The following is a 24,315-nucleotide window of genomic DNA, read 5'->3' as shown; positions in this document are numbered from 1 at the left end:
GATGGCGCCATGAACCCATGGCGCCCTCCGCCTCCGGCCTCGACGGCGTGTGCCGCCGGGCCACTGCGCTGGCGCCGCACGCCCGTGCGCGACGAGCCCGACGAACCGGCGCGACGCGAACAGCCGCAGCGGCCGGCCGTGTTCCTGGACAAGGACGGCACGCTGATCGACGGCATGCCTTGCAACGCCGATCCGGCGCTGCTGAAGCTGCGGCCGGGCGCCGCCGACGCGCTGGCGGCGCTGGCCAGCGCTGGCTACGCGCTGCTGGTGGCCACCAACCAGGCCGGCCTGGCCCGCGGCTACTACACGCGCACGCAGTTCGCACAGCTGCAGGCAGGGCTAGAGCGGCAGCTGCACGAGGCCACAGGCGTGACTCTGCTGGATTTCCTCGTCTGCCCGCACGCCCCCGCGCCGGACGGCCGCCCATCATGCCTGTGCCGCAAACCCGCGCCGGGCCTGCTGGTGCGCGCGGCCCGTCGCCATGGCATCGACCTGGCGCGCTCGTGGATGGTGGGCGATTCGCTTGCCGACGTGGAGGCCGGGCACCGCGCCGGCTGCCGCACCGTGCTGCTGTCCGACGACGAGAGCGGCGCGCCCACGACACCGCTTCGCCGGCCGGACGCCCGCGCGCAGAACTGGGCGGACGTGACGGCGCACATCCTCAGCCCGACACCGGCTTCCTAACGGCCCGGGACTTCAGCAGCGCCATCAACCGCCGCTCCGCGGCGCTGAGCCCGGCCTGCGGCGGGGCCGCGCCGGCCCAGGACAGGCCGCGCCAAGCGGCACGGGCCGCCTCGTCGCCCAGCGTCTCCGTCATCGCGAGCACGCGGGGATGGATGTAAGCCTTGCGGCAAACCGCAGCCGTGTTGCCCAGCCGCCGAGCCACGGCCGCGACGACCTCCGTTGGCCGGCACGGGTCCGCCCCTTCTGCGCAGGCCTGCAGCGTCAGCTCCAGCGCCAGCACGCTGCCATGCCAGGTGCGGAAGTCCTTGGCCGTAACGTGTTCGCCCGCGGCCTCGGCGAGCCAGGCGTTCACGTCCGCCGAGCCCAGCGCATGGCTGGCGCCGTCCTCGTCGACATAGCGGAACAGCTCCTGGCCGGGCAGCTCGCGACAGCGCCGCACGATGCGGGCGACGCGGCGGTCGGCGAGCTTGACCTGATGCCGCACGCCGCTCTTGCCAACGAACGACAGTTCGATGAGATCGCCCTTGACGCCCGCATGCCGGTTGCGCAGCGTCGACAGCCCGTAAGAGCCGTTCTCGCGCGCATAGGCCGCATTGCCGATGCGCAGCCAAGTGGTGTCCAGCAGCCGCACCAGCGCCGCCAGCACGCGCTCGCGCGTGGGTTCATCGGGGCCGGCAAGCGCCTGCTGCACGCGCCGCCGCAGCCTCGGCAGCACGCGGCCGAAGCGGCGCAGGCTGTCGAACTTCGTCTGCCCGCGGCCGGCCTGCCAGTCGGCATGGTAGCGGTACTGCTTGCGGCCGCGCGCGTCCCGGCCGGTGGCCTGCAGGTGGCTGTCGGCATGCGGGCTGATCCACACGTCCGTCCAGGCGGGCGGGATGACCAGCTTGCGGATGCGCTCCAGCGTGGCGGCGTCGGTGAGCCGGCGCCCCTCTGCGTCGAGATAGTCAAAGCCGCCGGTGGCGCGCGGACGACGGCGCAAGCCAGGGCGTTGGTCGTCGACCCAGCGCAGGCCGGCCTTGCGGGCGGCGGCAGTGATGGCAGGCATCGCCGACGCAGGCAACCGGCATGCCGGGCGGGCACGCCGGTTGCCCTCGGCGCGGAATGCGTCTGCATCACCCCCTGACCGGACCTGGCCCGCTCGCCGATGGACCGGCCGCGCCGCACCTGCTGGATGTTTCGATGTTCTGGGGCAGCACCGGCGGCGTGCGCCGCGTGCTGACGGCCAAGCACGAACGGCTGCGCGCGCTGGGATGGCGGCACACCGTCGTCGCCCCAGGCGCCGACGGCCCTGCAATGATCGACTGCGGCGGGCTGCCACTGCCGCGCAGCGGCGGCTACCGCCTGGTGTTGGCCCGCGGTCGCGCGCGCCGGCAAATGGAGTTCGTGGCGCCCGATCTCATCGAGGCCGCCGATCCCTACACGCTGGCCTGGGCGGCGTTGGACGCCGCACGCCACTTGCAGGTGCCGGCCGTGGCCTTCTGCCACAGCGACCTGCCGGCGCTGGCGGCACGGCTGATCGGCGGGCCTCACACCTCGGCCCTCGGCCGCTGGGCCGAGCGTTCGGCACGGCGCTACCTCGTCGGCCTTTACCGTCACTTCGACCTCGTGCTGGCGCCAAGCCGCGGGCTTGCCGAGCGGCTGCAGGTGGCGGGCGTGCCACGCGTGGCCGTGCAGCCGTTGGGTGTGGACTGCTCAGTGTTCACGCCGCAGGCGAAGGACGACGCCTGGCGTGCCGCGCTGTGCCGCCATCACGGCCTGCCAGCGTCGACGCGCATGCTCATCTACACCGGCCGATTTGCCGCCGAGAAGAACCTGCCGCTGCTGGCCGATGCCGTGCGGCTGCTCGGGCCGGGCCATGTGCTGGTGGCCGTAGGCAACGGCCCGGTGCCGCCGACGGGTGCGCAGGTGCTGATGCTGCCTCCAGAGCAAGACAGCCGCCGGCTGGCGCGCATGGTGGCCAGCAGCGATGTCTACGTGCACGCGGGCGACCAGGAGACCTTCGGCCTCGGCGTGCTGGAGGCCATGGCCTGCGGCACGCCGGTGGTGGTGCCCGAGGCCGGCGGGCTGGGCGAACTGGCCAGCGATGCCGGCCTGCGCGTGGCGCGCCCGCTGCCGCGGCTGTGGGCCGAGGCCATCGCGGCCAGCCTGGCGGGCCACCCCGCGGCGCTGCGGCGCACGGCGCTGGCGCGCGCGCAGGCGCAGGACTGGCCCTGGGTCATGCAGCAGCTGACACAGCGCTACGCCGCGCTGATCGGCCGGCCGGCGCTGCCGCCAGCGCAGCCCAGGCAGCTGCCGGCTCCGATGGCGCTGCCGCAGCTGGCGCGCCACCGCTGACCGGCATGGCCGCCACTCCTCGCGCTCCGCAGCGCGCGGCCGCCCTGCCGCCCACACGGCTGTCTCCGCCATCGCGCATCGACACGACAGAAGCCTGCACGGCGCGCGACCTTTGCGTCGTACTACACGACGTGGCGCCGGCCCGCTGGGACGGCTGCCGCCGCGTGCTGGACGAGCTGCAGCATGGCGCGCGGCTGGCCGGAGTGCGGCTGCCCTTAACGCTGCTGGTCGTCCCGCGCCTGCATGGCGACGATCGCCTGCCCGCGCCTTACCTGCGTTGGCTGCACGCGATGCGCGCCAGCGGCCATGAACTGGCGCTGCACGGGCTGACCCACCGCGACGAAGGACCGCCCCCGCGCGGGCTGCGCGAGCGGCTGCTGCGCCAGCATTACACCGCGCGGGAGGGCGAGTTCGCCGCGCTGTCCCACGCCGAGGCGGGCCAGCGGGTACGCGAGGGCCGCGCCTGGGCGCGCCAGGTGGGCCTGCCGATGGATGGCTTCGTTGCGCCGGCCTGGCTGATGAACGCGCCGAGCCTGCAGGCGGTGCAGGAGGCCGGCTTCACGCACACTTGCACGCTGACCCAGGTGATCTCGCTGCCGGACCGCCATGCGCTGGCGGCGCCGGCGCTGGTGTTCAGCACGCGCAGCGGCTGGCGCCGACATCTGTCACTGCTGTGGAACGAACGGCTCGCCCGCCGAGCAAGCCAGGCGCGGCTGCTGCGCCTGGAACTGCATCCGGCCGACGCGGACCACCCGGCCATCCTGCGCTGCTGGACGCGGTTGCTGCTGCAAGCGCTGCAGCAGCGTGTACCGGTACGACTGGCCGAGGCGGCGCGGCTGGCGAGCCGGTTCTGACGGGTCAGCGAGCCGCGTCGCGCGAGCCGAGCATGCGCACGACGGCGAACACCAACGTGCCGACGGCCAGCGCCATCAGCGCCGAGCGGACCGGCCTGTCCTGCACATAGCCCACGGTGCGGTCCGACGCGCGAGCCACTTGCAAACGCACGCTGTCGACACGGTCGGCCAGATGGTCCATGCCGCGGCGGGCGGCGGTCTCGACCTTCTGAAGGTACTGCTCGGAATGACCCATGGTGATGACTCCTGGAAAAGAGGTAAAGAGGCCCCCCGCCCAGGCAATCTACGGGCCTACTTGGCGTCGCCCGACTGGCTCTCGGCTGCGTATTCCTTCAGCCGGTTGTAGAGCGTCTTCAGGCTGATCCCCAGTGCAGCAGCCGTGCGTTCCTTGTGATGGTTGAAATGACGCAAGGTGGCCAGCATCAACACCCGCTCGGCCTCGGCCACGCTCGTCCCGATGGGCAGCGTGACGTGGGGCACCGCGTCGGCCGCAGCTGCAACGGGCGCCGGCAACGACGGCGCCGGCAACGGCGGCGCCGACACTGCAGGCGCCGTGCGGGGCTGCACCGCTTCCTGCAACCCGCCCAGAGCGCCCCAGCCCGACATCTGCGCAATGCCCTCGGCGCCGGGTAGCCAGGATTCGTCGATGAATTCGTCCTGCGCCATCACGTAGGCGCGCTGCACGGCGTTGCGCAGCTCGCGCACGTTGCCGGGCCAGGGATATTCGACGAGCGCCGCGATGGCGGCCGGCGTGAAGCGACGCGCCGCGCCCTCCTGCTCGCTGATGGCGGCGAGGAAGTGGTTGGCCAGCAGCGGGACGTCGGCTGCGCGGTCGCGCAGCGGCGGCAGGTCGATCGGGAAGATGTTGAGGCGATAGAGCAGGTCCTCGCGCAGCTTGCCCTGGGCCACCGCCTGGTACGGCGGGCGGTTGGTGGCGGCGATGATGCGGACGTCGGTCTCCTGGCTCGTCGTGCTGCCCACGCGCATGAAGCGCCCGGTCTCCAGCACGCGCAGCAGCTTGACTTGCAGCTCCAGCGGCATCTCGGTGATCTCGTCCAGGAACAACGTGCCGCCGCTCGCCCGCTCGAAAAAGCCCTGATGCTGCCGCTCGGCGCCGGTGAAGCTGCCCTTCTCGTGGCCGAAGATCTCGCTCTCGATCAGGTTGGGGCTGATGGCGCCGCAGTTGACGGCGAGGAAGGGCCGCTTGCGACGGCGCGACAGGTCGTGCACCGTCTGCGCGACGACCTCCTTGCCGGTGCCGGACTCGCCGGTGATGAACACCGACACGCTGGTGCCGGCCACGCGCGAGATCTGCTGGTAGATGCGCTGCATCGGCGCACTGCGGCCCCACAGGTGGCCGAAATGACCGGACTCTGCAAGATTGGCCGTCAGGTCTTCCACCTCGGCCTGCAGCGCCGCCGGCTTCATGATGCGCGACAGCACGCCCTGCAGCTGCTTCAGGTTGACGGGCTTGATGAGGTAGTCCGCCGCCCCGAGCCGCAAGGCCTGGATGGACGTCTCGAGGTTGGCGTGGCCCGTGCAAAGCACGACCTCGGAGTTGGCCACCAGCTTCGGGTCGGCCAGCAGGTCCATGCCGTTGCCATCGGGCAGGCGCAGGTCGAGCAGCATGATGTCGGGCTGCTGCAGCGAAATCTGCCGTCGGGCATCCCGCAGGTTGTGGGCGACAGCGACGGTGAACTGCTCCCCCGCGATCAGGCTGCGCAGCGTTGCAGCTGAATCATGGTCGTCATCCACCACCAGGGCGTGCGGCATCTGCGTCGAGTCCTTACGTTAGTTCGGGGTGAGGGGCCATTGTCGTCACATTCGACGTCGGCGAGACACATGGGCTGCGGTCTAGGGGGTGTATCGGCATGTAAGGCGCCTGGGCATCCGGCTTGCCTGAAATTGGGATGGACACGCATTTCATTCGCATGGGCCCCCGTGAGCCTCGGCTGGCCCTGGAGCTGCTGGTGCTCGGCGCGCTGCTGGGGCTGGCTTGGCGCGCCTGCCGTGGCACCCATCGCCACCGACACAGCGCCCGCTGCGCCCGGACGCCCGCTGCCGTGCACACGTGGGAAGGCGAAGGTGGCCGCCCGACGACGCCCGAGCAAGTCGCGGGCGGCAATGAAATGACGCGTTGACGGCAAGATTTACCGCAACTTCGTCGCGTCGCCGCCTCACGCCTGCCCGGGCACCCGACTTGCTCGGTGGCGCCATGCACACCTTCAAAAGCCAGTTTCCCGCGCCGACAGGCGCCACCGGCTATGACACCCTGATCGTTGGCGCCGGCTTTGCCGGCAGCGTCATCGCCGAACGCCTGGCTTCGCAGGCCGGTCAGCGCGTGCTGGTCGTCGACAAGCGGCCCCACATCGGTGGCAATGCCCACGACCGGCATGACGACGCTGGACTGCTCGTCCACCCGTACGGCCCGCACATCTTCCACACGAACTCGGCCGAGGTGTTCGGCTACCTGTCGCAGTTCACCGAGTGGCGGCCCTACCAGCACCGCGTGCTCGCCAGCGTCGACGGCCAGTTGCTGCCAATGCCAATCAACCTCGACACGGTCAACCGCCTGTACGGCCTGAGCCTCTCATCGTTCGAGATGGACGACTTCCTGGCCCGCGTCGCGGAGCGGGTCGACGGCGTGCGTACGTCGGAGGACGTTGTCGTGTCTCGCGTGGGCCGCGACCTGTACACCAAGTTCTTCCGCGGCTACACGCGCAAGCAATGGGGGCTGGACCCGTCGGAACTGGACGCCAGCGTGACGGCCCGCGTGCCGACACGCACAAGCCGCGACGACCGCTACTTCACCGACACCCACCAGGCCATGCCGCTGCACGGCTACACGCGCATGTTCGAGCGCATGCTGGCGCATCCGAACATCCACGTGATGACGGGCACGGACTACCGCGACATCGTCCACCTGCTGCCGTGGAAGCACATGGTCTACACGGGGCCCATCGACACCTTCTTCGATCACCACCATGGCCAACTGCCCTACCGCAGCCTCGCCTTCGAGCACGTGACGGTACAGCCGCCCGCCGGCCAGGCGACGGTGCAGCCGGTCGGCACCGTCAACCATCCCAACGATCACCTCTACACGCGCGTCACGGAGTTCAAGCACCTGACGGGCCAGCGGCACGAGGCGACCTCGCTCGTCTACGAATACTCGCGCAGCCAGGGCGACCCCTACTACCCAGTGCCCCGGGCCGAGAACACGCAGCTCTACCGACGCTACGAGGCCGACGCCGAGGCGCTGTCGGACGTCACCTTCGTCGGCCGGCTGGCCAGCTACAAGTACTACAACATGGACCAAGTCGTGGCGCAGTCGCTGGCCACGTTCAAGCGGATGGTGCAGCCATGAGCCGCGCGTCTCCTCACCCGTCGCAGACGCCCAGGCCGCCCACGCCTGCGGTCCCCGGCGCCCATCCCGACGACAGTTCGGTGGCCGGCGAGGAGGACCCGGGTGCCGGGTTGGACGAGCTGGCCCGGCCGGCGCCGCAGCCGAAGCCTGCCCCACTGCAGCCGCCCAAGCCCTTGGCGCCATAACTTGTTTTCCGGCCGGCATGTGACTTGCTTTTTTGGCTTGAGGCCGAGGTGTTCTCGGCCGGAGTTGCAAGCAAGCTCATGAAAGCACCTGGGAGCTGGGGCCGGGCCGGCTGGGTCTCGTTGCTGGTCGCGCTGTGGGTGTGTGCCGCGGCGGCCTGCGGCAGCCTGATGGAGCGCGACCACCAGCTCCAACCCCTGCCGCCCCGGCAGACGGCAGAGCGTGTCACGCTCGTGGGCCACGACGGACCGGTCAGCGAGGCCACCGAGGCGCGCGACCTCGCACGCGTGCGCGCCGAGGGCCATGCCGCGCTGTTTGAGCGGCAGCTGGGCGTGCTGGCGGCCGGCGGCGACACACAGCTGCTGCGCGGCAACACCGCCCGGCTGCTGGTGGACGGCCCGCAGACGTTCGCGGCGATGAAGAGTGCCATCACCGCGGCGCAGCACCGCATCCTCGTCGAGTTCTACATCGTCGAGGACGAGGGTGTCGCGGCCGAGGTGGCCGACCTGCTGCGCAGCAAGGCTGCCGCGGGCGTCAGCGTCGCGCTGATGTACGACAGCGTCGGATCTCTGGGCACCGAGGCCGCCTTCTTCGATCGGCTGCGAGAGGGCGGCGTGGCGGTGTGCGCCTTCAACCCGATCAACCCGCTGGAGCGCCCCGGGCACTGGGGACTGATGCAGCGCAACCACCGCAAGATGCTGGCGGTGGACAGCGACGTCGCCTTCACGGGCGGCATCAACCTCAGCAACGTCTACGCCGAGGGCTCGTTCGGCAGCGCGAGGCGGCGCAAGGCGCCGGAGGACATCGACCGCCAGGGCTGGCGCGACACGCAGGTGGAACTGCACGGGCCGGTCGTCTCGGCGCTGGCCACCGTGTTCCGCGAGTCGTGGGCGCGGCAGGGTTGCCAGGGTGAACTGCCGCCTGCACCCGCGCCACGCGTGGCGGCGCCGGGGCAGCGAGTCGTCAAGCTCGTGGCCGGCAACCCGGACCATGGCGTCAACCCGACCTACAAGGCGCTGCTGAACGCCATCGATGCGTCCCAGCGCAGCGTGGAGCTGACGATGGCCTACTTCGCGCCAGGCGATGAGCTCATCCGTGCGCTTTGTGATGCCGCGCGCCGCGGCGTGGCCGTGGCGCTGGTGCTGCCCGGCCGCAGCGACGTGGCGCTCGTGATGCACGCCGCGCGCTCACGCTATGCGCAGTTGCTGGCCGCCGGCGTGCGCATCCACGAGATGAAGGGCGCCGTCATGCATGCCAAGACGGCGGTCATCGATGGCGTGTTCTCCAGCGTCGGCTCCAGCAACCTCGACTGGCGCAGCATCGTCATCAACAACGAAATGGACGTCATCGTGCTGGGCGATGACTTCGGCGAGCAGATGCAGATCTTGTTCGCCCGCGATCTCGCTGCGACCCAGCCCATCGACGCAGCCCGCTGGGCCGAGCGTGGCCTGGGGCAGCGCGTGTTGGAAGGTTTCGCCCGTCTCGTCGAACCGCTGCTGTGAAGCGCTGACCGGCTGGCGCGCCGTTTGCCCAGTACGACAGCCTTCTTCTTCCCATCCGCTGTCAAGGAGTTCATGCCATGGCTTTCGAAGGTTCCTCCGCCGGGTTGCAGACCGCAACGTCCCTCCCCCGTAGCGAGCCGCTGCGCCCGACAGGCCCTCTTCCGGATATTCCGGATACTTCCGACACGACCGACAACGGTCCCGCGTCACCTCAGTCCGGCGCCTCCCGCCGCCGCCCGGGCGGCAGCACGATGGGCCGGCTGATGCGCCGCAGCCGCACACGCACGGCCGGCATCCGCTTCGAATGGGCGATGCGAACCTGCGGCCCGGTGCTGCGAGTCGTCGCTACGTGGACGGACCGCCTCGGTCAGCCGCACCACACGTCGTACTCCGTGCAGTGCAACGGGCTGGAAGGGGCCCTGGATCGCGCCATCGCCTCGCGGGTCTCGTGCGGCGCGCCGATGCCCGATCGCGAGGATTTGCTGCAACGCCTGCGGCAAGAATTTGCCACCGCCCCGCACATCGCCGCGCAGCTGGCCAAGGCGGCCTGATCGCGCGTCGCTGACAACGAAAGGGCGCGTGGGCAGTCCGCCAGATCGGGCTGCTAGCATGGGCCGCGGCTGCCGCTGTTTCGGCGGCCGCACCGCCCATGCCCCCTTCGCCCGTTCACGGCCTTCCCCCTCCGTCGCCCCTTCCCTCATCGCCCAGCGGCGCTGCACTCGCCGGCAGGCGTGTGCTGCTTGTGGACGACTGCGAGGACGCGCTGGAATCGCTGGCGATGCTGCTGGAACTCTGCGGCGCGAGGGTGACCAGTGCCAGCAACGGTCTTCACGCGCTGCAACGCCTGGATGACGACGGTCTGCCCGATGTACTGATCTCCGACATCACGATGCCGGGCCTCGACGGCTATCGGCTCGTTGAGGCCCTTCGCGGCCGGCCGGGCGGCGCGTCACCCGTTGCCGTGGCGCTTAGCGGTTTGGCCCGCCCTCAGGACGATGAACGGGCTCGCCAGGCCGGTTTCGACCAGCTGGTTTGCAAGCCGGCCCTCGTGGAAGACATCGAGGGCGCCGTGGAGGCCGTGCTGCGCAGGCGCGGCTGAGCGCCAGCGCCCCTCGGCGGAGACAGCCGGACCAACTCTTCAAAGCCAGCTGATGATGCGCTGCAGCCAGCGCGGCAACGGGCGGGCGGGGACGTAGTTCTGGCGGTAGTGGTCGTGCATCATGGTGGCTCCTTGTGCGAACTGTTTATTTATACAGTATTTGCGAACACGACACCAGCGCTCCGGGATTCGCGACAGCTGGTAGCGATATCATCGATTGTTAGCAACGCACCATCGCCATGCACCGTTTTCCTGCCAAGCGCTTCTCGGGCCGGGCCCTGGGCCTCATCACCGCCGTGTTGCTGGCCGCCTGCGGAGTGGCGCCGCGTGCCCCCGCGCCCACCGAATGGAAGGCGGCGTGGGGCAGCGCCCAACTGCCGCAGCCGCCGATCGCCGCGGCCAACGTGCCGGCGCCACTGCAACAGCCGCTGCGTGACGTGAGCCTGCGCCAGGTGGTGCGCACGACGGTGGCCGGCGATACGCTGCGGGTGCGCGTCAGCAACCTCTTCGGGCGCGAGCCGCTGCAACTGGACGTTGCCAGCGTCGCACTGGTCCAGCCCGGCACCGAGACGGGCCGGCCGGCGCTGCAAGCCGGCAGCCTGCGGCCGCTGAGCTTCCAGGGCCGGCGCGAGCTGACGATCGCGCCAGGTGCCGAGGCCTGGAGCGACCCAGTGTCGCTGGCACTGCCGCGGCTGGCCGACGTGGCCGTGCAGATGCACGTCGTCGCCGCACCGTCGGTCGCCACGGTCCACCCCGGATCGCGCATCAGCAGCTGGGCATGGGCCGGCAACCATGCCGACATGACCGACTGGCCCGACGCGATCGCCAAGGACGGATGGTGGCATCTCGCCGCCATCGACGTGGCCGGCGGCGCGCCGGCCCAGCCGGTGCTGGTGGCCATCGGCGACTCGATCACCGATGGTTACGGCGTGCAGAGCGGCAGCTACCTGCGCTGGACCGACGCCCTCGCCCGCCGGCTCGGCGCGCCCGGTCGCACGTCGGCCGTCATCAACACCGGCATCGGCGGCAACCGCATCCTGCACGACGGCCTCGGCCCCAGCCTCGTCAGTCGCTTCGAGCGCGACGCGCTGGCGCAAAGCGGCGTCACGCACATCGTGCTGCTTGAAGGCGTGAACGACCTGGGTAGCAGCCACCGCCAGCGCGCGACGACGCCAGAGTCCCGCGCGGCACTGCTGGCCGAGCTGCAGCAGGCGCTCGGCACACTGGCCGGCCAGGCCCGACAGCGTGGCGTATGCCTGTTCGTCGCGACCGTCATGCCCTATGGCGGCAGCGGCTACTACCAGCCCCAGCCCGAGAACGAGGCCGACCGCCAAGCGCTCAATGCCTGGATCCGCCAGCCCGGCCGCTTCGACGCCGTGCTCGACTTCGACGCCATCACGCGCGACCCGGCCAAGCCCAGCCACCTGCGCCGCGACCTGGACAACGACGGCCTGCACCCGTCCACCACGGGCTATCAGGCGATGGCCGACGCCTTCCCGCTGGAGTGGCTGGACCGCCGCTGCGCCGTACGCTGACGCCGCGCTGGTCGCGCGCGCGTCCCGGGAACATCGCCCCCTAAATTGCCTACGCGGCAACCCCAACTTCACACAGTCTCAGGTAGCGCTCACAATTCCGCCAGCGCTTCCGCTTCCCGCCCATGTCTGATCGCACGTCCCTGCCCCTCTCCGCACTTCCGGCCGATCGGGAAAGCGCTGTCCTTGTCGGCCGCGTGTGGCGGCACGACATCGCCGGCCCCGTCCCCGTGGCCGTTCGGGGCGACGACCTCATCGACCTGTCGGCACACGCCGCCACGCTGGCCGAGCTGCTCGACCGTGCCGATCGCCTCGACATCGCCCGCCACGCGCCGGCCGAGCGGCTGGGGTCGGTGCAGGCGGCGCTGGCCCAGGCCCGCGCCGGCTCGCAAGACGCCGCCGTGCCGCGGCTGCTCGCGCCGTGCGACCTGCAGGCCGTCAAGGCCTGCGGCGTGACCTTCGCAGTGAGCCTGCTGGAGCGGGTCATCGAAGCTCAGGCCAGCGGCGATGCCGCCCGTGCGCACGACCTGCGGCAGACGCTCACCGCCACGCTCGGCACCGACCTGTCCAGCATCCGCCCCGGCTCCGAAGCCGCGCAGCGGCTCAAGGCCGAGTTCGTCGCCCGCGGAGCGTGGTCGCCGTACCTCGAGGTCGGGCTGGGACCGGACGCCGAGGTCTTCACGAAGGCGCAGCCGATGTCGGCGGTAGGCTTCGGCGACGCCGTGGGCCTGCACCCCGACTCGCAGTGGAACAACCCCGAGCCCGAGGTCGTGCTGGCCGTCAACGGTCGCGCCGAGGTCGTCGGCGCGACGCTGGGCAACGACGTCAACCTGCGCGACATCGAAGGCCGTAGCGCACTGCTGCTGGGCAAGGCGAAGGACAACAACGGCGCCTGCGCCATCGGCCCGTTCGTGCGCCTGTTCGACGACCGCTTCACGCTGGACACGGTTCGTACGGCCGAGGTGAGCCTGCGCATCGAGGGCGCCGAGGACGGCTTCGTCCTTGAAGGGGTCAGCCGCATGCAGGAGATCAGCCGCGACCCGCTGGAGCTCGTGCGCCACGCCTGCGGGCCGCATCACCAATACCCCGACGGCTTCATGCTGTTCTTGGGCACGATGTTCTCGCCCATCCAGGACCGCGGCGCGCCGGGCGCCGGCTTCACGCACCGGCTGGGCGACATCGTCACCATCGCTAGCCCGTCGTTGGGCAGCCTCATCAACACCGTGCAACGCAGCGATGCCATCCCACCGTGGACCTACGGCGTCGGCGCGCTGCTGCGGCATCTGCGCCAGCGGCCGGTGCCGGCCTGAGTCTCTGGTCGGACGCTCCCCGGGCTGGTGGGCGTCCTGTCTCTTGCGGCGGCCCGCGCGAGCGGTGCCGCCGTCTTTTTTTTGAGGGTCAGCCCGGCAGAACGCCGAACCGGTGCACCGTCGCCGACCGGAACAGCTCACCCGGCCGCAGCACGGTACTGGGCCAGTCGGGGCCGACGGGGCGGTTGGGCGAGTCCGGCGCATGCTGGGTTTCCAGGCACAGGCCAGTACCACGCGTGAAGCGCTCGCCGCCAGGCCCGGTCAGCGAACCGTCCAGCCAGGTGCCTGCGTAGAACTGGATCGCCGGCTCGGTCGTCAGCATGTCCATCACGCGGCCCGAGCGCGGGTCGTGCAGCTGCGCGGCCGCATGCAGCTGGCCGTCCAGCGGCGCGTCCAGCAGCCAGTTGTGGTCGTAGCGCGCATCGGCGCCGATCTCCCGGGCCTGGCGGAAGTCGAACGGCGTGCCGTCCACGCTGGCATGGCGCAGCGGGATGGAGGCCGCATCGGGCACCGTGTAGCGACTGGCCGGCAGCGTCAACCGGTGCGCCAGCGCCGAGCCTGAACCGACACCGCCGAGGTTGAAGTAAGCATGCGACGTCAGGTTGACGACGGTGGCACGGTCCGTCGTGGCCTCGTAGTCGATCCGCCAGCTCATGTCGGCGCCGAGCGTGTAAGTCACGGCCACGTGCATCGTGCCAGGGAAGCCCATCTCGCCATGCGGGCTGATGCGCTCCAGCCGCAGGCTGACGCTGCCGTCGCGGCCCGCCGGCTGCGGCTCGCCCTGCCACAGTGACGCGCCAAAGCCGTACGGGCCGCCATGCAGGCAGTTGGCGCCGTCGTTGGCCATCAGCCGATGCGTCTCGCCGTCGAGCTGAAAGCGCGCGCCGGCGATGCGGTTGGCATAGCGCCCGGCGATGACGCCCAGATGCGAGCCGGCGCCGGCCAGGTAGGCCTCCAGGCTGGCCAGGCCCAGCACGACGTTGTCGCTGCGCCCGACAGCGTCAGGCACCCACAGGCCGGTGACGATACCTCCCCAGTCCAGCGCCGTCAGCGTGAGACCACGGCCGTTGTCGAGGCGGTATTCGTGGACGGCGCGGCCGTCCGGCAGGAGGCCATAGGCGCGCGAGGTGATGTGGGCTTGGTCGGTCACAGGACGGCTCCGCGGGCGTTGACGTACAGCGCGTAGACGGAATGGCTGCTGGCCATGAAGAGCCGGTTGCCCTTGGCGCCGCCGAAGCACAGGTTGGCGCAGCGTTCGGGCAGGTGAATGTGCGCGATGGGCTGGCCCTCGGGCGAGTACACACGCACACCATCGAGCGCGGCAGGGTCGGCGTCGGGATGACCGTTGCCGCCGAAGCCGCACCAGATACGCCCGGCCGTGTCGAGCGCGATGCCGTCCAGCGCGCCGTGCCCGGCGGCATCGATGAGCAGACGCTTGTCGGACAGCCGGCCGCCATCGACCGCATAGCTCCAGATCAGCCGGTGCGGCTGGGCGCGGCTTTCGACGACCAGCAGCCGCCGGCCGTCCGGCGTGAAGGCCAGTCCGTTGGGGCCGGCCAGGTCGTCCAGCACGCGCGTCAGCGCGCCGCTGGCCGGGTCGATGCGGTAGACGCCGTGCGGCTGCTCGGGCGTGGCGCGCAGCCCTTCCCAGTCGCTGCCGATGCCGAAGTCCGGGTCGGTGAACCAGACGGCGCCGTCCGGCGCGCAGGTGATGTCGTTGGGCGAGTTCAGCGGCTTGCCGTCGAAGCGGTCGGCTAGCACCGCGATGCGGCCATCATGCTCAGTGCGCGTGATGCGCCGACCGAGGTGCTCGCAGCTGACGAGCCGGCCCTGCGCATCGCGCGCATGGCCGTTGGCGTTGCCGCTGGGTTGGCGGAACACGCTGACCTCGCCGCTGCAGTCGTCCCAGCGCAGAATGCGGTCGTTGGGGATGTCGGAGACGAGCAGGTAGCGCCCGTCGCCAAACCACACCGGCCCTTCGGCCCACTGCAGGCCCGTGGCGAGCTGCTCGACGACGGCCGAGAACAGCCGCAGTTCGCGGCCCTCGGGCGCCAGGATCTCGAAGGCCTCGTCTGGCAGGCGCTGCGACGGCGTGAAGGCGAAGGACGGTCCCGCGCGCATGCCCTACTCCTGCCCGGCGAACGGGAAGGGGCCGAGGACGACGAAGCCGCCGCCCTGGAAACGCACTTCGGGCCGCGTCGGGTCCACCTGGGGCTGCGCGGCCTCGATGGCCGGGCGCCAGCGCTCGGAGCTGTCCTGCGGCTGGTAGCCGACATGATTGGCCTGCGAGTTGTCCCACCAGGTCGTGCGGTTGTTGCTGGCACCGTAGACGATGCTGTGCCCCACGACCGGCGCGGTCAGCGAGGCGACGAGCAGCCTCTCCATGTCGTCATGGCTCAGCCAGCTCGACAGTTGGCGGCGGTCCACTGGCTCGGGCAGGCAGGAGCCGATGCGCAGCGAGACGGTCTCCAGGCCGTGGCGGTCGAAGTAGAACTGCGCCAGGTTCTCGCCGAAGGCCTTGGACAGGCCGTAATAGGTGTCGGGCCGCGGCACGACATGCGCCTTGATCGTCTCGCCCTGACCGTAGAAGCCGGTCACGTGGTTGGAGCTGGCAAAGATGATGCGCTTCGTGCCGCGGCGGCGGGCCGCCTCGTAGAGGTTGTACGCGCCGACGATGTTGGCCGGCAGCACGGTGCTGAAGGGCTTCTCGATGGACACGCCGCCGAAGTGCAGCACGGCGTCCACGCCGTCCAGCAGCGCATACATGGCCGCCTCGTCCTCCAGCGGCGCGACGACGACTTCCTCGCCGGACCCGGCCGGGTCCATCGGCGCGATGTCGGAAACGCGCAGCACGTCGCAGTAGCGCTTCATGCGCGGTCGCAGCATGCGGCCCAGGGCGCCGGCAGCGCCGGTCAACAGCAGGCGCTTGAAGCGCAGTCCAGTCAGTTCTTGCATCGGAATCTCCAGCCGCGCGCGCGGCGCGGGAGGGTAGCGCTGTCAGGCCGCGCCAAGGCGCGGCGTTGTGGGTTGAAAAAAGTCAGCTGCTGGCGCCGAGGCGGCTCGGCGGGCGCAGGCGCGGCGCGGCATCAGACTGCCGGCGCACGATCTCGAAGTCCTTGAGCTCGTGCTCGCAGGGCAGCGGCTCGCCGGCGCGGCGGGCGCGGATGTGGCGCACGAGCAGGTCCACCGCGGCACCGGCCATCTCCATGATGGGCTGGCGCACGGTCGTCAGTTCGGGCCAGATCGTCGTGGCCAGCGGCGCGTCGTCGAAGCCGACGACAGTCAGGTCGCTCGGCACGTCCAGGCCCAGGCGGTGGGCGATGGCAACGGTGGCCGCCGCCATGTCGTCGTTGCTGGCGAAGATGGCCGTCGGCCGGCGCTCCTGCGACAGCAGGAACTCCGCCGCGTCCAGGCCGGAACGGTAGGTGAACATGCCCTGCGCGACGACCTCTTCCTCGGCGATGTTGACGCCGGCGTCGCTCATCGCGGCATGGAAGCCGGCCAGGCGGCGCGAGCTGCTGCTCTGGTAGGGGTCGCCGATGATGAAGCCGAGCCGGTGGTGGCCCAGGTTCAGAAGGTGTCGAGTCATCTCGTAGGCGGCGTGGTAGTCGTCGATGCTGACGGCGCACACCGACTCGGGCGGCACGCCGCTGGAGACGACGACGGACGGGGTGTCGGTCTCGGCGACGAGCTTGAGCAGCGGCTGGGAGTCGCAGAACGGCGGCGGCAGGATGAGGCCGTCGATGCCATTGGCGATCATCTCGGCCACCGGCTGCTCCTCGCCCTCGCGGGCGGCCTCGCAGCGCTGCACGACCAGCTGCACGTGGCGCAGGCTGGTCATGTTCAGCAGGCCGATGAGGAACTCATTCAGGTAACCCGCGGTCGGGTCGATGTACAGCATGCCGATGCGGATCGGCTCGGAGCCGGCCAGGCGGCGCGCTGCCTGATTGGGCACGTAGTTCAGCGCCGTGATGGCGGCCTGCACCTTCTCTCGTGTGCCGGGGCGCACGTTGAGTTCGCCATTGACGACGCGCGACACGGTCATCGGCGACACCCCAGCCATCTGCGCCACATCGGCGATGGTGGCCACCCTGGTGCTACGCCCCTGGCGCACGTTTGGCTTCAATCTGCACCTCGAATCTTCGTTGTTATGCGTCGCCGCGCTGCCGGACCCAAACCGCAATTCTCCATCAAGGCCGCGCGGCACCGGCCTCAGCGGCCGGGCGCGAAAGCGAATTGACGGGCCTTGTACGCCGCCAGATCGAGCGCCGGCGGCCGCACGCCTGCCGGCAGCGGCAGGCCGGACATGGACTGGAAATAGGCAATGCAAGCATCGCGCCACCACTGCGCCTCATGGGCCTGCACGGCCAGGTAGGCGGCCACCTCGGCGTGGCGTGCCGCATCGATCTCGGGCTTGAGCGCATCCCAGCGGCGGCGCATGTCGTCCACCGTCGCCACGCCGCGGTCGTAGCGGGCCACCAGTTCGCCCCACAGACTGCGCCCTGACGGCATCGCGTAGTCCCACGGCAGGTGGTGGAACCACAGCAGCAGCTCCGGCGGCGTCGTGCGCGGGTCGGACCATAACCTCGCGACCGATGGCGCGTACTGGGCCACGCCATTGCTGCCGGCAGGCGAGCGGTCGAAACCGATGCCGTCACGGCCGGCGCGATGGAAGTAGACCGGGTTCCAGTCGGCCCGTTCCAGGTTGTCCACCCACGGCGCCGGGCCGTAGTGGTGACCGGTGCCCATCAGGTGGTGCAGGCCCAGCGGCGTCATGTAGTCGACGACCGCCTCGCGCGAGCCCATCATCAACGCGACGATGGCGTCGCGCGCCGCCGGCCGCGCCGTGAAGGTCTGGGCGGCCCAGTCGCGCGCGACGTCGGCGGCGCCCAGGTCCGGGTCCCAGGCCAGGCGGCCGAAGGCATACCAGTTGGCCTGGTCGAACTGCGAGCCGCTCCAGTTGCGGTCAGTGCCGATGTTGGCGACACCTGCCATCGCCGTGAGGCGCTGGCCATGCAGGCTGCCGTCGACGACCCGCGCGACCTTGCCGCCATGGCCCGTGTCGGCCTGCAGCACCTCCGCGAACAGCGGGCCGAGGTAGGCCAGGTGCGTCGAAAAACCGAGGTACTCCTTCGTGATCTGCACCTCCAGCGCGAGCGGCGTGTGCGGCATCGCGCCGAACAGCGGATGGAAGGGCTCGCGCGGCTGGAAGTCGATCGGCCCGTTCTTGACCTGCACGATGACGTTGGGCGCGAACTTGCCGTCCAGCGGCTGGAACTCGACATAGCCCTGCTTCGCGCGGTCGCTGGCATCGGCCGCATAGACGAAGGCGCGCCACATGACGACGCCACCGTGCGGGCCGAGCGCCTCGGCCAGCATGTTGGCGCCATCGGCGTGGTTGCGGCCGTAGTCCTGCGGACCGGGCTGGCCCTCGGAGTTGGCCTTGACGAGGAAGCCGCCAAAGTCGGGGATCACCGCGTAGATCTCGTCGGCCTTGGCCTTCCACCAGGCGCGCACGGCCGGGTCCAGCGGATCGGCGGTCTTGAGCCCTCCCAGCTCTACCGGCGCCGAGAAGCGCGCCGACAGGTAGACCTTGATGCCATACGGCCGGAAGACCCCGGCCAGCGCCGCGGCCTTGGCGAGGAAGGGCGCCGTCAGCGAATCCGCTTTGGCATTGACGTTGTTCAGCACCGCGCCGTTGATGCCGAGCGACGCATTGGCCCGCGCGTAGTCCACATAGCGCGGGTCGAGCAGGTCCGGCAGCTTCCACCAGTCCCACAGCGACGCGCCGGCATAGCCTCGCTCGACGTGGCGGTCCAAGTTGTCCCAGTGGTTCAGCAGCCGCAGGCCCACCTTGGGCGCCGAACGTTGGTCCAGCCGGGCGAGGTCCGCACCGGTCTGCACGGCACGCAGCCAGGCGAAGCTGCCGTACAGGAGGCCGATGTCGCTGTTGGCGGCAATGACGGTCACGTCGCGACCCTGCAGCGTCTGGCGGCGCAGCAGCCAGCCCTCCCGGCCCAGGTCGGCCCAGGGCAGCACCAGCCCGGCCGGCGCCTGGCCCGGCGTGGCCAGCACCAGCGCGCCGGGCACCAGGCGCGTCGAGACCGCGATTTCCCGCCCCGCCATGCCGGCCACGCCGCGCCGCAGCTCGGCGACGGCGGCATCCAGCGACGGCGACGCCGGAGCGGCCAGCACTACCGCGCGCGCCTGCGCGTGCAGACGAGCCTGCGCCGCGCCGTCGAGCGGCCGATAGCGCAGCCACAAGTCATAGCCATCCTCGGCAGCAGCCTGCCCGACCAGCATCAGGCCCAGCATCACCATGCCGACCCATCGAACCACGGTCTTCATCTTGTCTCCTCGCGCTTTGGCGCTTGTCTTTGGCGAAATCCCGGCTTGCGCAAACCCAAATGGTAGCGCTACATTTGCGTCCGCTCGCCGTTCGAAAACCCTTCAAGACGGCGTTTCCCGCCACGGAGACCAGGTTTGAAACAACAAGCGTCCGGGACGCCCCCGACATCGCCCTCGCGGCGCGGGCCCACCCGGGGCACCTACGGCAACGACATACCCTGCGGGCGGCCTGCGTGATGGCCCATGCAGAATGCCTTGCCCGGTGCCGGCGGCCCGGGCGGCAACCCGCCTGCGCCGATGGCAGCACCCGGAATCCACCCGGGCACGCCGCGCCGGCTGTCCGCCGCTGCTGGTCGGTCGACCGCATGGACCTCGTCCCACACCCTCTCCCCTGAGCCGCACTCGAACCACGGCGCCCAAACGCCGCCTCAAGAAGATGATTGCCAATCCCATCCTGCCGGGCTTCCATGCCGACCCGTCCATCTGCCGCGTCCCGGGCAAGGACGGTGACGACTACTACATCGCCACGTCCACCTTCGAATGGTGGCCGGGCGTGCGCATCCACCACTCCAAAGACCTGGTCAACTGGCGCCACCACAGCTATGCCGTCACGCGCACCAGCCAGCTGGACCTGACCGGCCACCCTGACTCCGCCGGTGTATGGGCCCCCTGTCTGACGTACTCGGGCGGCCAGTTCTGGATGATCTACACCGACGTGCGCTCCATGTACGGCGCGTACAAGGACACGCACAACTACCTGATCACGGCGCCCAGCATCGACGGCCCGTGGAGCGAGCCGATCTACCTGAACAGCTCGGGCTTCGACCCCAGCCTGTTCCATGACGAGGATGGCCGCCACTGGCTCATCAACCAGCAGTGGACGCACTGGCCGGGCAAGCACAACTTCAACGGCATCCTGCTGCAGGAGTACGACGCCGAGGCGAAGAAACTCGTCGGCCCGATCAAGAACATCTATCGCGGCACGGAGCTGGGCGTCGTCGAAGGCCCGCACCTCTACCGCCGCAACGGCTGGTATTACCTGCTGACCGCCGAGGGCGGCACGTTCTACGAGCATGCCGTGACGCTGGCCCGTTCGCGCAACATCGACGGCCCCTATGAGACGCTGCCCGGCAACCCGCTGCTGACCGCCTGGCAGAAGAAGACCGACGGCCTGCAACGCAGCGGCCACGCCAGCCTCGTCGAGACCGCCAAGGGCGAATGGTTCCTTGCCCACCTGTGCGGCCGCCCGCTGGAATGGACCGGCCCGAACGCCGACAAGAACGATCCGTCCGGCGGCTATGCCGGCCTGCACTGCCCGCTGGGCCGCGAGACCGGCATCCAACGCGTCGTCTGGCGTGACGACGACTGGCCCGAGATCGTCGGCGGAAACGGCCAGCAGCCGAGCGTCCACGTCGCGCTGCCCGACCTGCCGGCCCACCCGTTCCCCGCCGAAGCCGCGCGTGACGACTTCGACTCGGCCACCTTCAGCGGCCACCTCAATTCGCTGCGCAAGCCGTTCGACGAGAGCTGGGCATCGCTGACCGAGCGCCCTGGCCACCTGCGCCTGAAGGGCCGCGAGTCGCTGATGAGCCTGTTCGACCAGAGCCTTGTCGCGCGCCGCCAGCAGCACTTCCACTGCCGCGTCGAGACGCGCGTGGACTTCGAGCCGGACAGCTTCCACCAGATGGCCGGCCTGACGACCTACTACAACACCCGCAACCACGCCTACCTGCACGTCACGCGCGACATCGAGACCAACGAGCGCGTCGTCTGCGTGAACGTCAACCGCGACGGCCAGCTGAGCGCGGTCGCCACGCCGGTGAAGCTAGCGGCCGGCCCGGTCGACCTCGCCATCACCTTCAGCCACGACACCTACCAGTTCTCGTTCCGCCAGGGCGACGCGGCCTGGCAGGACATCGGCCCGGCGTTGGACGCCGCGATGCTGAGCGACGAGTTCGCGACCCGCTTCGTCAACGGCTTCGCCAACAGCTTCGGCTTCACTGGCAACTTCATCGGCATCGCCTGCCAGGATCTGGCCGGCACCCGGGTCCACGCCGACTTCGACTACCTGTCGTACGAAGCCACGAAGGCCTGACAGACCCCGCCCACGGGGCATTTCCGAGAACAACGAGGAGACTCATGAACCAGAGACTGTCTTTCGTCGAGAAGGCGGGTTACAGCTGCGGCGACGCCGCGGCCAACTTCGTCTTCATGACGATGGTGCTGTTCCAGCTGAACTTCTACACGGACGTGTTCGGCCTGTCGGCCAGCACGGCCGCGGCCATCCTGCTGTGGCCGCGGTTGTGGGACGCCATCTTCGACCCGGTCATGGGCGTGCTGGCAGATCGCACCAACACCCGCTGGGGCAAGTTCCGTCCATGGGTGCTGTGGACGACGATCCCCTGGTGCGTCGTCATGATCGCCGCCTACACGACGCCGGACCCGAGCTGGGGCTGGAGCGCGGGCATGGTCATCGCGTACGCCGGCATCACCAACACGTTGTTGATGACGCTGTACTCGATGAACAACATGCCCTACTCGGCGCTGGGTGGCGTCATGACGGGCGACCTCAACGAGCGCACCAAGCTGAACTCCTTCCGCTTCGTGTCGGTCAACGTCGCGCAGTTCGTCGTCGGCGGCTTCACGCTGCCGCTGGTGGCGAAGTTCGCGCAAGGCCACGACCGCGCACACGGCTGGCAGGTCACGATGACGATCTGGGCCGCACTGTGCCTGGTGCTGTTCCTCGTCACGTTCTTCACGACGAAGGAACGCATCAAGCCCATCGTGGAGACGCACAGCTCGCCGAAGCAGGACTTCGCCGACCTGCTGAAGAACGGCCCTTGGCTCGCGCTGGTGGCCTACACGATCTTCAACTTCGGCATGCTGTCGCTGCGCGGCGGCGCGCACTACAGCTTCTATCATCACTATGTCGACAAGTCGGCGATGTTCGACTTCGTCGCGGCGCTGGGCCTGACGACGCCGGACCCTGGCGGCACCGGCAGCCTGGCAGACACGCTGGGCTACATCGTGCACGGCACGCGCGACAACCTGGCCCAGTCCAACGTCGCCGACGTCTACAACAGCATCCTGAACATGGCCGGCTTCGCCACGACCATCGTCGTGATCATGCTGACGTCGGGCCTGTCGGCGCGCTTCGGCAAGCGCACCGTCGCGATCGTGGGTTTCGCGCTGGCATCGCTGCAGGCTTGTGCGCTGTACCTGATGCCGCCGACAGCCGTCTGGGGCATGCTGTGGCTGCACATGCTGGGCTCGGTGTTCTACGCGCCCACCATCGCCGTCATGTGGGCCATGTACGCCGACGCGGCCGATTACTCCGAATGGCAGACCGGCCGCCGCTTCACCGGCATGGTCTTCGCCACGATTGGCTTCTCGCTGAAGTCGGGCCTGGCCCTCGGCTCGGCGGGCCTGCTGTGGTGTCTGGCCGGTTTCTTCGGCTACGACACGCAGCATCCCACGGCGGCCAACGCCATCGAGGGCTATCGTGTGATGTCCAGCTTCGGCGTCGGCGCGTTGTTCGCGGCGTGCACCGTTTGCATGCTGGCCAACAAGCTGAACAAGCAGACTACCTTGAAGATGGCCGACGAACTCGCCCAACGGCGCCAGGAGGCCGGCCTCGCGCCGGCCGCCGCCTGACCCTCCAACCCCCTCCATTTCTCCCGTAGTAAGGAACCCGCCATGAGCACCGTCTATTCCGATCTCCCCGTCGTCAAGTACGAAGGCCCCAACTCCACCAACCCGCACGCCTACCGCTACTACGACGCCAACCGCGTCGTGCTGGGCAAGACGCTGGCCGAGCACCTGCGCCCGGCCGTCTGCTACTGGCACACCTTCTGCTGGAAGGGCGAGGACGTGTTCGGCCTGGGTGCCACCGCCCACCCGCGCCCCTGGTTCAACGAGGCCGACCCGGTCAAGGCCGCCTACATGAAGCTGGACGCCGCGTTCGACTTCTTCGGCAAGCTGGGCCTGCCGTACTGGTGCTTCCACGACCGTGACGTGGCCCCCGAAGGCGCCACGCTGGCCGAGTCCAACCGCATCCTCGATGGCCTGCTCGAAGCCGCCGCCAAGAAGATGCAGGACAGCAAGGTCGGCCTGCTGTGGGGCACGGCGAATCTGTTCTCCAACGCTCGCTTCATGAGCGGCGCCGCCACCAACCCGGATCCGGAGGTGTATGCCTTCGCCGCCGCGCAGGTGAAGCACGTCATGGAATGGACGAACCGCCTGGGCGGCCAGAACTACGTGCTGTGGGGTGGCCGTGAAGGCTACGAGACGCTGCTGAACACCAACCTGAAGCGAGAGCTGGCCCAGTACGGCCGCTTCCTGAGCTCGGTCGTCGAGCACAAGCACAAGATCGGCTTCAAGGGCACGATCCTGATCGAGCCGAAGCCGCAAGAGCCCACCAAGCACCAGTACGACTACGACAGCGCCACCGTCTACGGCTTCCTGAAGACCTACGGCCTGGAGAACGAAGTCAAGGTCAACATCGAAGTCAACCACGCCACGCTGGCCGGCCACAGCTTCGAGCATGAAGTCGCCACTGCCTGCGCGCTGGGCATCTTCGGTTCGCTGGACGCCAACCGCGGTGACGAGCAGCTGGGCTGGGACACCGACCAGTTCCCGAACAACCATGTCGCCCTGGTGCCCGCCATGCTGGAAATGATCCGTCACGGCGGCTACACCACCGGTGGCACGAACTTCGATGCCAAGGTCCGTCGCCAGTCCATCGACCCGATCGACCAGCTCGAAGGCCACATCGGCGGCATGGACACGATGGCCCGGGCCTTCCTGAACGCCGTGGACCTGTTCCAGAGCGGGGAACTCGAGAAGACCGTGGCTGACCGCTACGCTGGCTGGGAAGGCGACCTGGGCAAGAAGATCCTCGGCGGCGCCAGCCTCGATGACCTGGCTTCTGTGGTGCACGCGCAGAACATCTCGCCGGTGCCCCGTTCGGGCCGCCAGGAGCGCCTGGAAAACATCGTCAACAAGTACTGCTGACCCCAGGCCCAGGCGCACCGCGCTGGACGCAGCTGCGCCTGGTCCGTCCCCCAAGGGGACGGCGATGATCGCGGGGCTTGCCCCGCTCGCAC

The 24,315-nt window shown here is 69.7% G+C and carries 21 protein-coding genes; 13 read left to right on the top strand and 8 right to left on the bottom strand.

Annotation, left to right across the window (positions count from 1 at the left end):
• Positions 1-9: 9 nt before the first annotated feature.
• Positions 10-684, top strand: coding sequence for a D-glycero-alpha-D-manno-heptose-1,7-bisphosphate 7-phosphatase (locus LXT13_RS01375; protein WP_233369807.1), 675 nt, complete (start codon positions 10-12; stop codon positions 682-684).
• On the opposite strand, the gene LXT13_RS01370 is transcribed toward LXT13_RS01375, so the two are convergent.
• Entirely contained in the window at positions 662-1,729 is a 1,068-nt protein-coding gene (locus tag LXT13_RS01370) for a DNA topoisomerase IB (RefSeq protein ID WP_233369806.1), read from the bottom strand. The two genes, LXT13_RS01375 and LXT13_RS01370, sit on opposite strands and share 23 nt — an antisense overlap.
• A gap of 134 nt (positions 1,730-1,863) precedes the next feature.
• Between LXT13_RS01370 and LXT13_RS01365 the strand changes: the two genes are divergently transcribed.
• Positions 1,864-3,018, top strand: a complete 1,155-nt coding sequence (locus LXT13_RS01365; RefSeq protein WP_233369805.1) for a glycosyltransferase — start codon at positions 1,864-1,866, stop codon at positions 3,016-3,018.
• Between the two features lie 5 nt (positions 3,019-3,023).
• On the top strand, positions 3,024-3,872 hold the full coding sequence (locus tag LXT13_RS01360; protein WP_233369804.1) for a DUF2334 domain-containing protein: 849 nt from the start codon (positions 3,024-3,026) through the stop codon (positions 3,870-3,872).
• Positions 3,873-3,876: 4 nt separating this feature from the next.
• On the opposite strand, the gene LXT13_RS01355 is transcribed toward LXT13_RS01360, so the two are convergent.
• Complete coding sequence (locus LXT13_RS01355) at positions 3,877-4,107, bottom strand: hypothetical protein (protein ID WP_233369803.1); 231 nt, start codon at positions 4,105-4,107, stop codon at positions 3,877-3,879.
• Positions 4,108-4,163: 56 nt separating this feature from the next.
• Complete coding sequence (locus LXT13_RS01350) at positions 4,164-5,645, bottom strand: sigma-54-dependent transcriptional regulator (RefSeq protein ID WP_233369802.1); 1,482 nt, start codon at positions 5,643-5,645, stop codon at positions 4,164-4,166.
• A 137-nt stretch (positions 5,646-5,782) separates the two neighbouring features.
• Between LXT13_RS01350 and LXT13_RS01345 the strand changes: the two genes are divergently transcribed.
• The 7 genes from LXT13_RS01345 (at position 5,783) to LXT13_RS01315 (ending at position 12,862) form a co-directional block, all read left to right on the top strand.
• On the top strand, positions 5,783-6,013 hold the full coding sequence (locus LXT13_RS01345) for a hypothetical protein (protein WP_233369801.1): 231 nt from the start codon (positions 5,783-5,785) through the stop codon (positions 6,011-6,013).
• A 74-nt stretch (positions 6,014-6,087) separates the two neighbouring features.
• Positions 6,088-7,236 (top strand): UDP-galactopyranose mutase, encoded by a 1,149-nt coding sequence (glf, locus tag LXT13_RS01340; RefSeq protein WP_233369800.1) that lies wholly within the window; start codon positions 6,088-6,090, stop codon positions 7,234-7,236.
• Positions 7,237-7,499: 263 nt separating this feature from the next.
• Entirely contained in the window at positions 7,500-8,921 is a 1,422-nt protein-coding gene (locus tag LXT13_RS01335; RefSeq protein WP_233369799.1) for a phospholipase D-like domain-containing protein, read from the top strand.
• Positions 8,922-9,184: 263 nt separating this feature from the next.
• A complete protein-coding gene (locus tag LXT13_RS01330) occupies positions 9,185-9,472 on the top strand; it encodes a hypothetical protein (protein WP_233369798.1) in 288 nt (95 codons plus the stop codon).
• 98 nt (positions 9,473-9,570) lie between these two features.
• Entirely contained in the window at positions 9,571-10,020 is a 450-nt protein-coding gene (locus tag LXT13_RS01325; protein ID WP_255719196.1) for a response regulator, read from the top strand.
• Positions 10,021-10,259: 239 nt separating this feature from the next.
• Entirely contained in the window at positions 10,260-11,555 is a 1,296-nt protein-coding gene (locus LXT13_RS01320; RefSeq protein ID WP_233369796.1) for an SGNH/GDSL hydrolase family protein, read from the top strand.
• Between the two features lie 122 nt (positions 11,556-11,677).
• Positions 11,678-12,862, top strand: a complete 1,185-nt coding sequence (locus tag LXT13_RS01315) for a fumarylacetoacetate hydrolase family protein (protein WP_233369795.1) — start codon at positions 11,678-11,680, stop codon at positions 12,860-12,862.
• 88 nt (positions 12,863-12,950) lie between these two features.
• Here the strand turns inward: LXT13_RS01315 and LXT13_RS01310 are convergent, their stop codons facing one another.
• The 5 genes from LXT13_RS01310 to LXT13_RS01290 all read right to left on the bottom strand — a co-directional run bounded on the left by LXT13_RS01310 (position 12,951) and on the right by LXT13_RS01290 (position 19,210).
• Complete coding sequence (locus LXT13_RS01310) at positions 12,951-14,012, bottom strand: aldose epimerase family protein (RefSeq protein WP_233369794.1); 1,062 nt, start codon at positions 14,010-14,012, stop codon at positions 12,951-12,953.
• Entirely contained in the window at positions 14,009-14,983 is a 975-nt protein-coding gene (locus tag LXT13_RS01305) for an SMP-30/gluconolactonase/LRE family protein (protein ID WP_233369793.1), read from the bottom strand. The genes LXT13_RS01310 and LXT13_RS01305 overlap by 4 nt, the downstream gene beginning before the upstream one ends.
• Before the next feature lie 3 nt (positions 14,984-14,986).
• Positions 14,987-15,817 carry an NAD-dependent epimerase/dehydratase family protein gene (locus tag LXT13_RS01300; protein WP_233369792.1) on the bottom strand — a complete coding sequence of 277 codons (831 nt, stop codon included), beginning with the start codon at positions 15,815-15,817 and terminating at the stop codon, positions 14,987-14,989.
• Between the two features lie 82 nt (positions 15,818-15,899).
• Positions 15,900-16,988: a LacI family DNA-binding transcriptional regulator gene (locus LXT13_RS01295; protein WP_233369791.1), complete on the bottom strand. Its 1,089-nt coding sequence runs from the start codon at positions 16,986-16,988 to the stop codon at positions 15,900-15,902.
• Positions 16,989-17,074: 86 nt separating this feature from the next.
• The gene (locus LXT13_RS01290; RefSeq protein WP_233369790.1) at positions 17,075-19,210 is read right to left on the bottom strand and encodes an alpha-glucuronidase family glycosyl hydrolase; all 2,136 of its coding nucleotides are present in this window, start codon (positions 19,208-19,210) and stop codon (positions 17,075-17,077) included.
• Positions 19,211-19,646: 436 nt separating this feature from the next.
• Here LXT13_RS01290 and LXT13_RS01285 point away from each other — a divergent pair, with 436 nt between their 5' ends.
• The 3 genes from LXT13_RS01285 to xylA are packed head-to-tail and all read left to right on the top strand — an operon-like array spanning position 19,647 to position 24,223.
• A complete protein-coding gene (locus LXT13_RS01285; RefSeq protein ID WP_233369789.1) occupies positions 19,647-21,305 on the top strand; it encodes a glycoside hydrolase family 43 protein in 1,659 nt (552 codons plus the stop codon).
• Between the two features lie 44 nt (positions 21,306-21,349).
• On the top strand, positions 21,350-22,864 hold the full coding sequence (locus LXT13_RS01280; protein WP_233369788.1) for an MFS transporter: 1,515 nt from the start codon (positions 21,350-21,352) through the stop codon (positions 22,862-22,864).
• Positions 22,865-22,906: 42 nt separating this feature from the next.
• The gene (gene xylA, locus LXT13_RS01275; RefSeq protein WP_233369787.1) at positions 22,907-24,223 is read left to right on the top strand and encodes a xylose isomerase; all 1,317 of its coding nucleotides are present in this window, start codon (positions 22,907-22,909) and stop codon (positions 24,221-24,223) included.
• Positions 24,224-24,315: the final 92 nt, after the last annotated feature.

It is taken from the genome of Pelomonas cellulosilytica, assembly GCF_021353265.1.
Taxonomy (GTDB): Bacteria; Pseudomonadota; Gammaproteobacteria; order Burkholderiales; family Burkholderiaceae_C; genus Pelomonas; species Pelomonas cellulosilytica.
Note: the sequence above shows the minus strand (reverse complement) of the source record. Positions and strands in the feature narration are given on the sequence as shown.

Excerpts from the sequence above, each read along its gene's own strand:
- LXT13_RS01335 (WP_233369799.1), top strand. The coding sequence starts at position 7,500 with ATGAAAGCACCTGGGAGCTGGGGCCGGGCCGGCTGGGTCTCGTTGCTG.
- LXT13_RS01350 (WP_233369802.1), bottom strand. The coding sequence starts at position 5,645 with ATGCCGCACGCCCTGGTGGTGGATGACGACCATGATTCAGCTGCAACG.
- LXT13_RS01305 (WP_233369793.1), bottom strand. The coding sequence starts at position 14,983 with ATGCGCGCGGGACCGTCCTTCGCCTTCACGCCGTCGCAGCGCCTGCCA.
- LXT13_RS01315 (WP_233369795.1), top strand. The coding sequence starts at position 11,678 with ATGTCTGATCGCACGTCCCTGCCCCTCTCCGCACTTCCGGCCGATCGG.
- LXT13_RS01290 (WP_233369790.1), bottom strand. The coding sequence starts at position 19,210 with ATGAAGACCGTGGTTCGATGGGTCGGCATGGTGATGCTGGGCCTGATG.
- LXT13_RS01320 (WP_233369796.1), top strand. The coding sequence starts at position 10,260 with ATGCACCGTTTTCCTGCCAAGCGCTTCTCGGGCCGGGCCCTGGGCCTC.
- glf (WP_233369800.1), top strand. The coding sequence starts at position 6,088 with ATGCACACCTTCAAAAGCCAGTTTCCCGCGCCGACAGGCGCCACCGGC.
- LXT13_RS01330 (WP_233369798.1), top strand. The coding sequence starts at position 9,185 with ATGCGCCGCAGCCGCACACGCACGGCCGGCATCCGCTTCGAATGGGCG.
- xylA (WP_233369787.1), top strand. The coding sequence starts at position 22,907 with ATGAGCACCGTCTATTCCGATCTCCCCGTCGTCAAGTACGAAGGCCCC.
- LXT13_RS01355 (WP_233369803.1), bottom strand. The coding sequence starts at position 4,107 with ATGGGTCATTCCGAGCAGTACCTTCAGAAGGTCGAGACCGCCGCCCGC.
- LXT13_RS01375 (WP_233369807.1), top strand. The coding sequence starts at position 10 with ATGAACCCATGGCGCCCTCCGCCTCCGGCCTCGACGGCGTGTGCCGCC.
- LXT13_RS01365 (WP_233369805.1), top strand. The coding sequence starts at position 1,864 with ATGTTCTGGGGCAGCACCGGCGGCGTGCGCCGCGTGCTGACGGCCAAG.
- LXT13_RS01280 (WP_233369788.1), top strand. The coding sequence starts at position 21,350 with ATGAACCAGAGACTGTCTTTCGTCGAGAAGGCGGGTTACAGCTGCGGC.
- LXT13_RS01300 (WP_233369792.1), bottom strand. The coding sequence starts at position 15,817 with ATGCAAGAACTGACTGGACTGCGCTTCAAGCGCCTGCTGTTGACCGGC.
- LXT13_RS01285 (WP_233369789.1), top strand. The coding sequence starts at position 19,647 with ATGATTGCCAATCCCATCCTGCCGGGCTTCCATGCCGACCCGTCCATC.
- LXT13_RS01345 (WP_233369801.1), top strand. The coding sequence starts at position 5,783 with ATGGACACGCATTTCATTCGCATGGGCCCCCGTGAGCCTCGGCTGGCC.
- LXT13_RS01370 (WP_233369806.1), bottom strand. The coding sequence starts at position 1,729 with ATGCCTGCCATCACTGCCGCCGCCCGCAAGGCCGGCCTGCGCTGGGTC.
- LXT13_RS01325 (WP_255719196.1), top strand. The coding sequence starts at position 9,571 with ATGCCCCCTTCGCCCGTTCACGGCCTTCCCCCTCCGTCGCCCCTTCCC.
- LXT13_RS01360 (WP_233369804.1), top strand. The coding sequence starts at position 3,024 with ATGGCCGCCACTCCTCGCGCTCCGCAGCGCGCGGCCGCCCTGCCGCCC.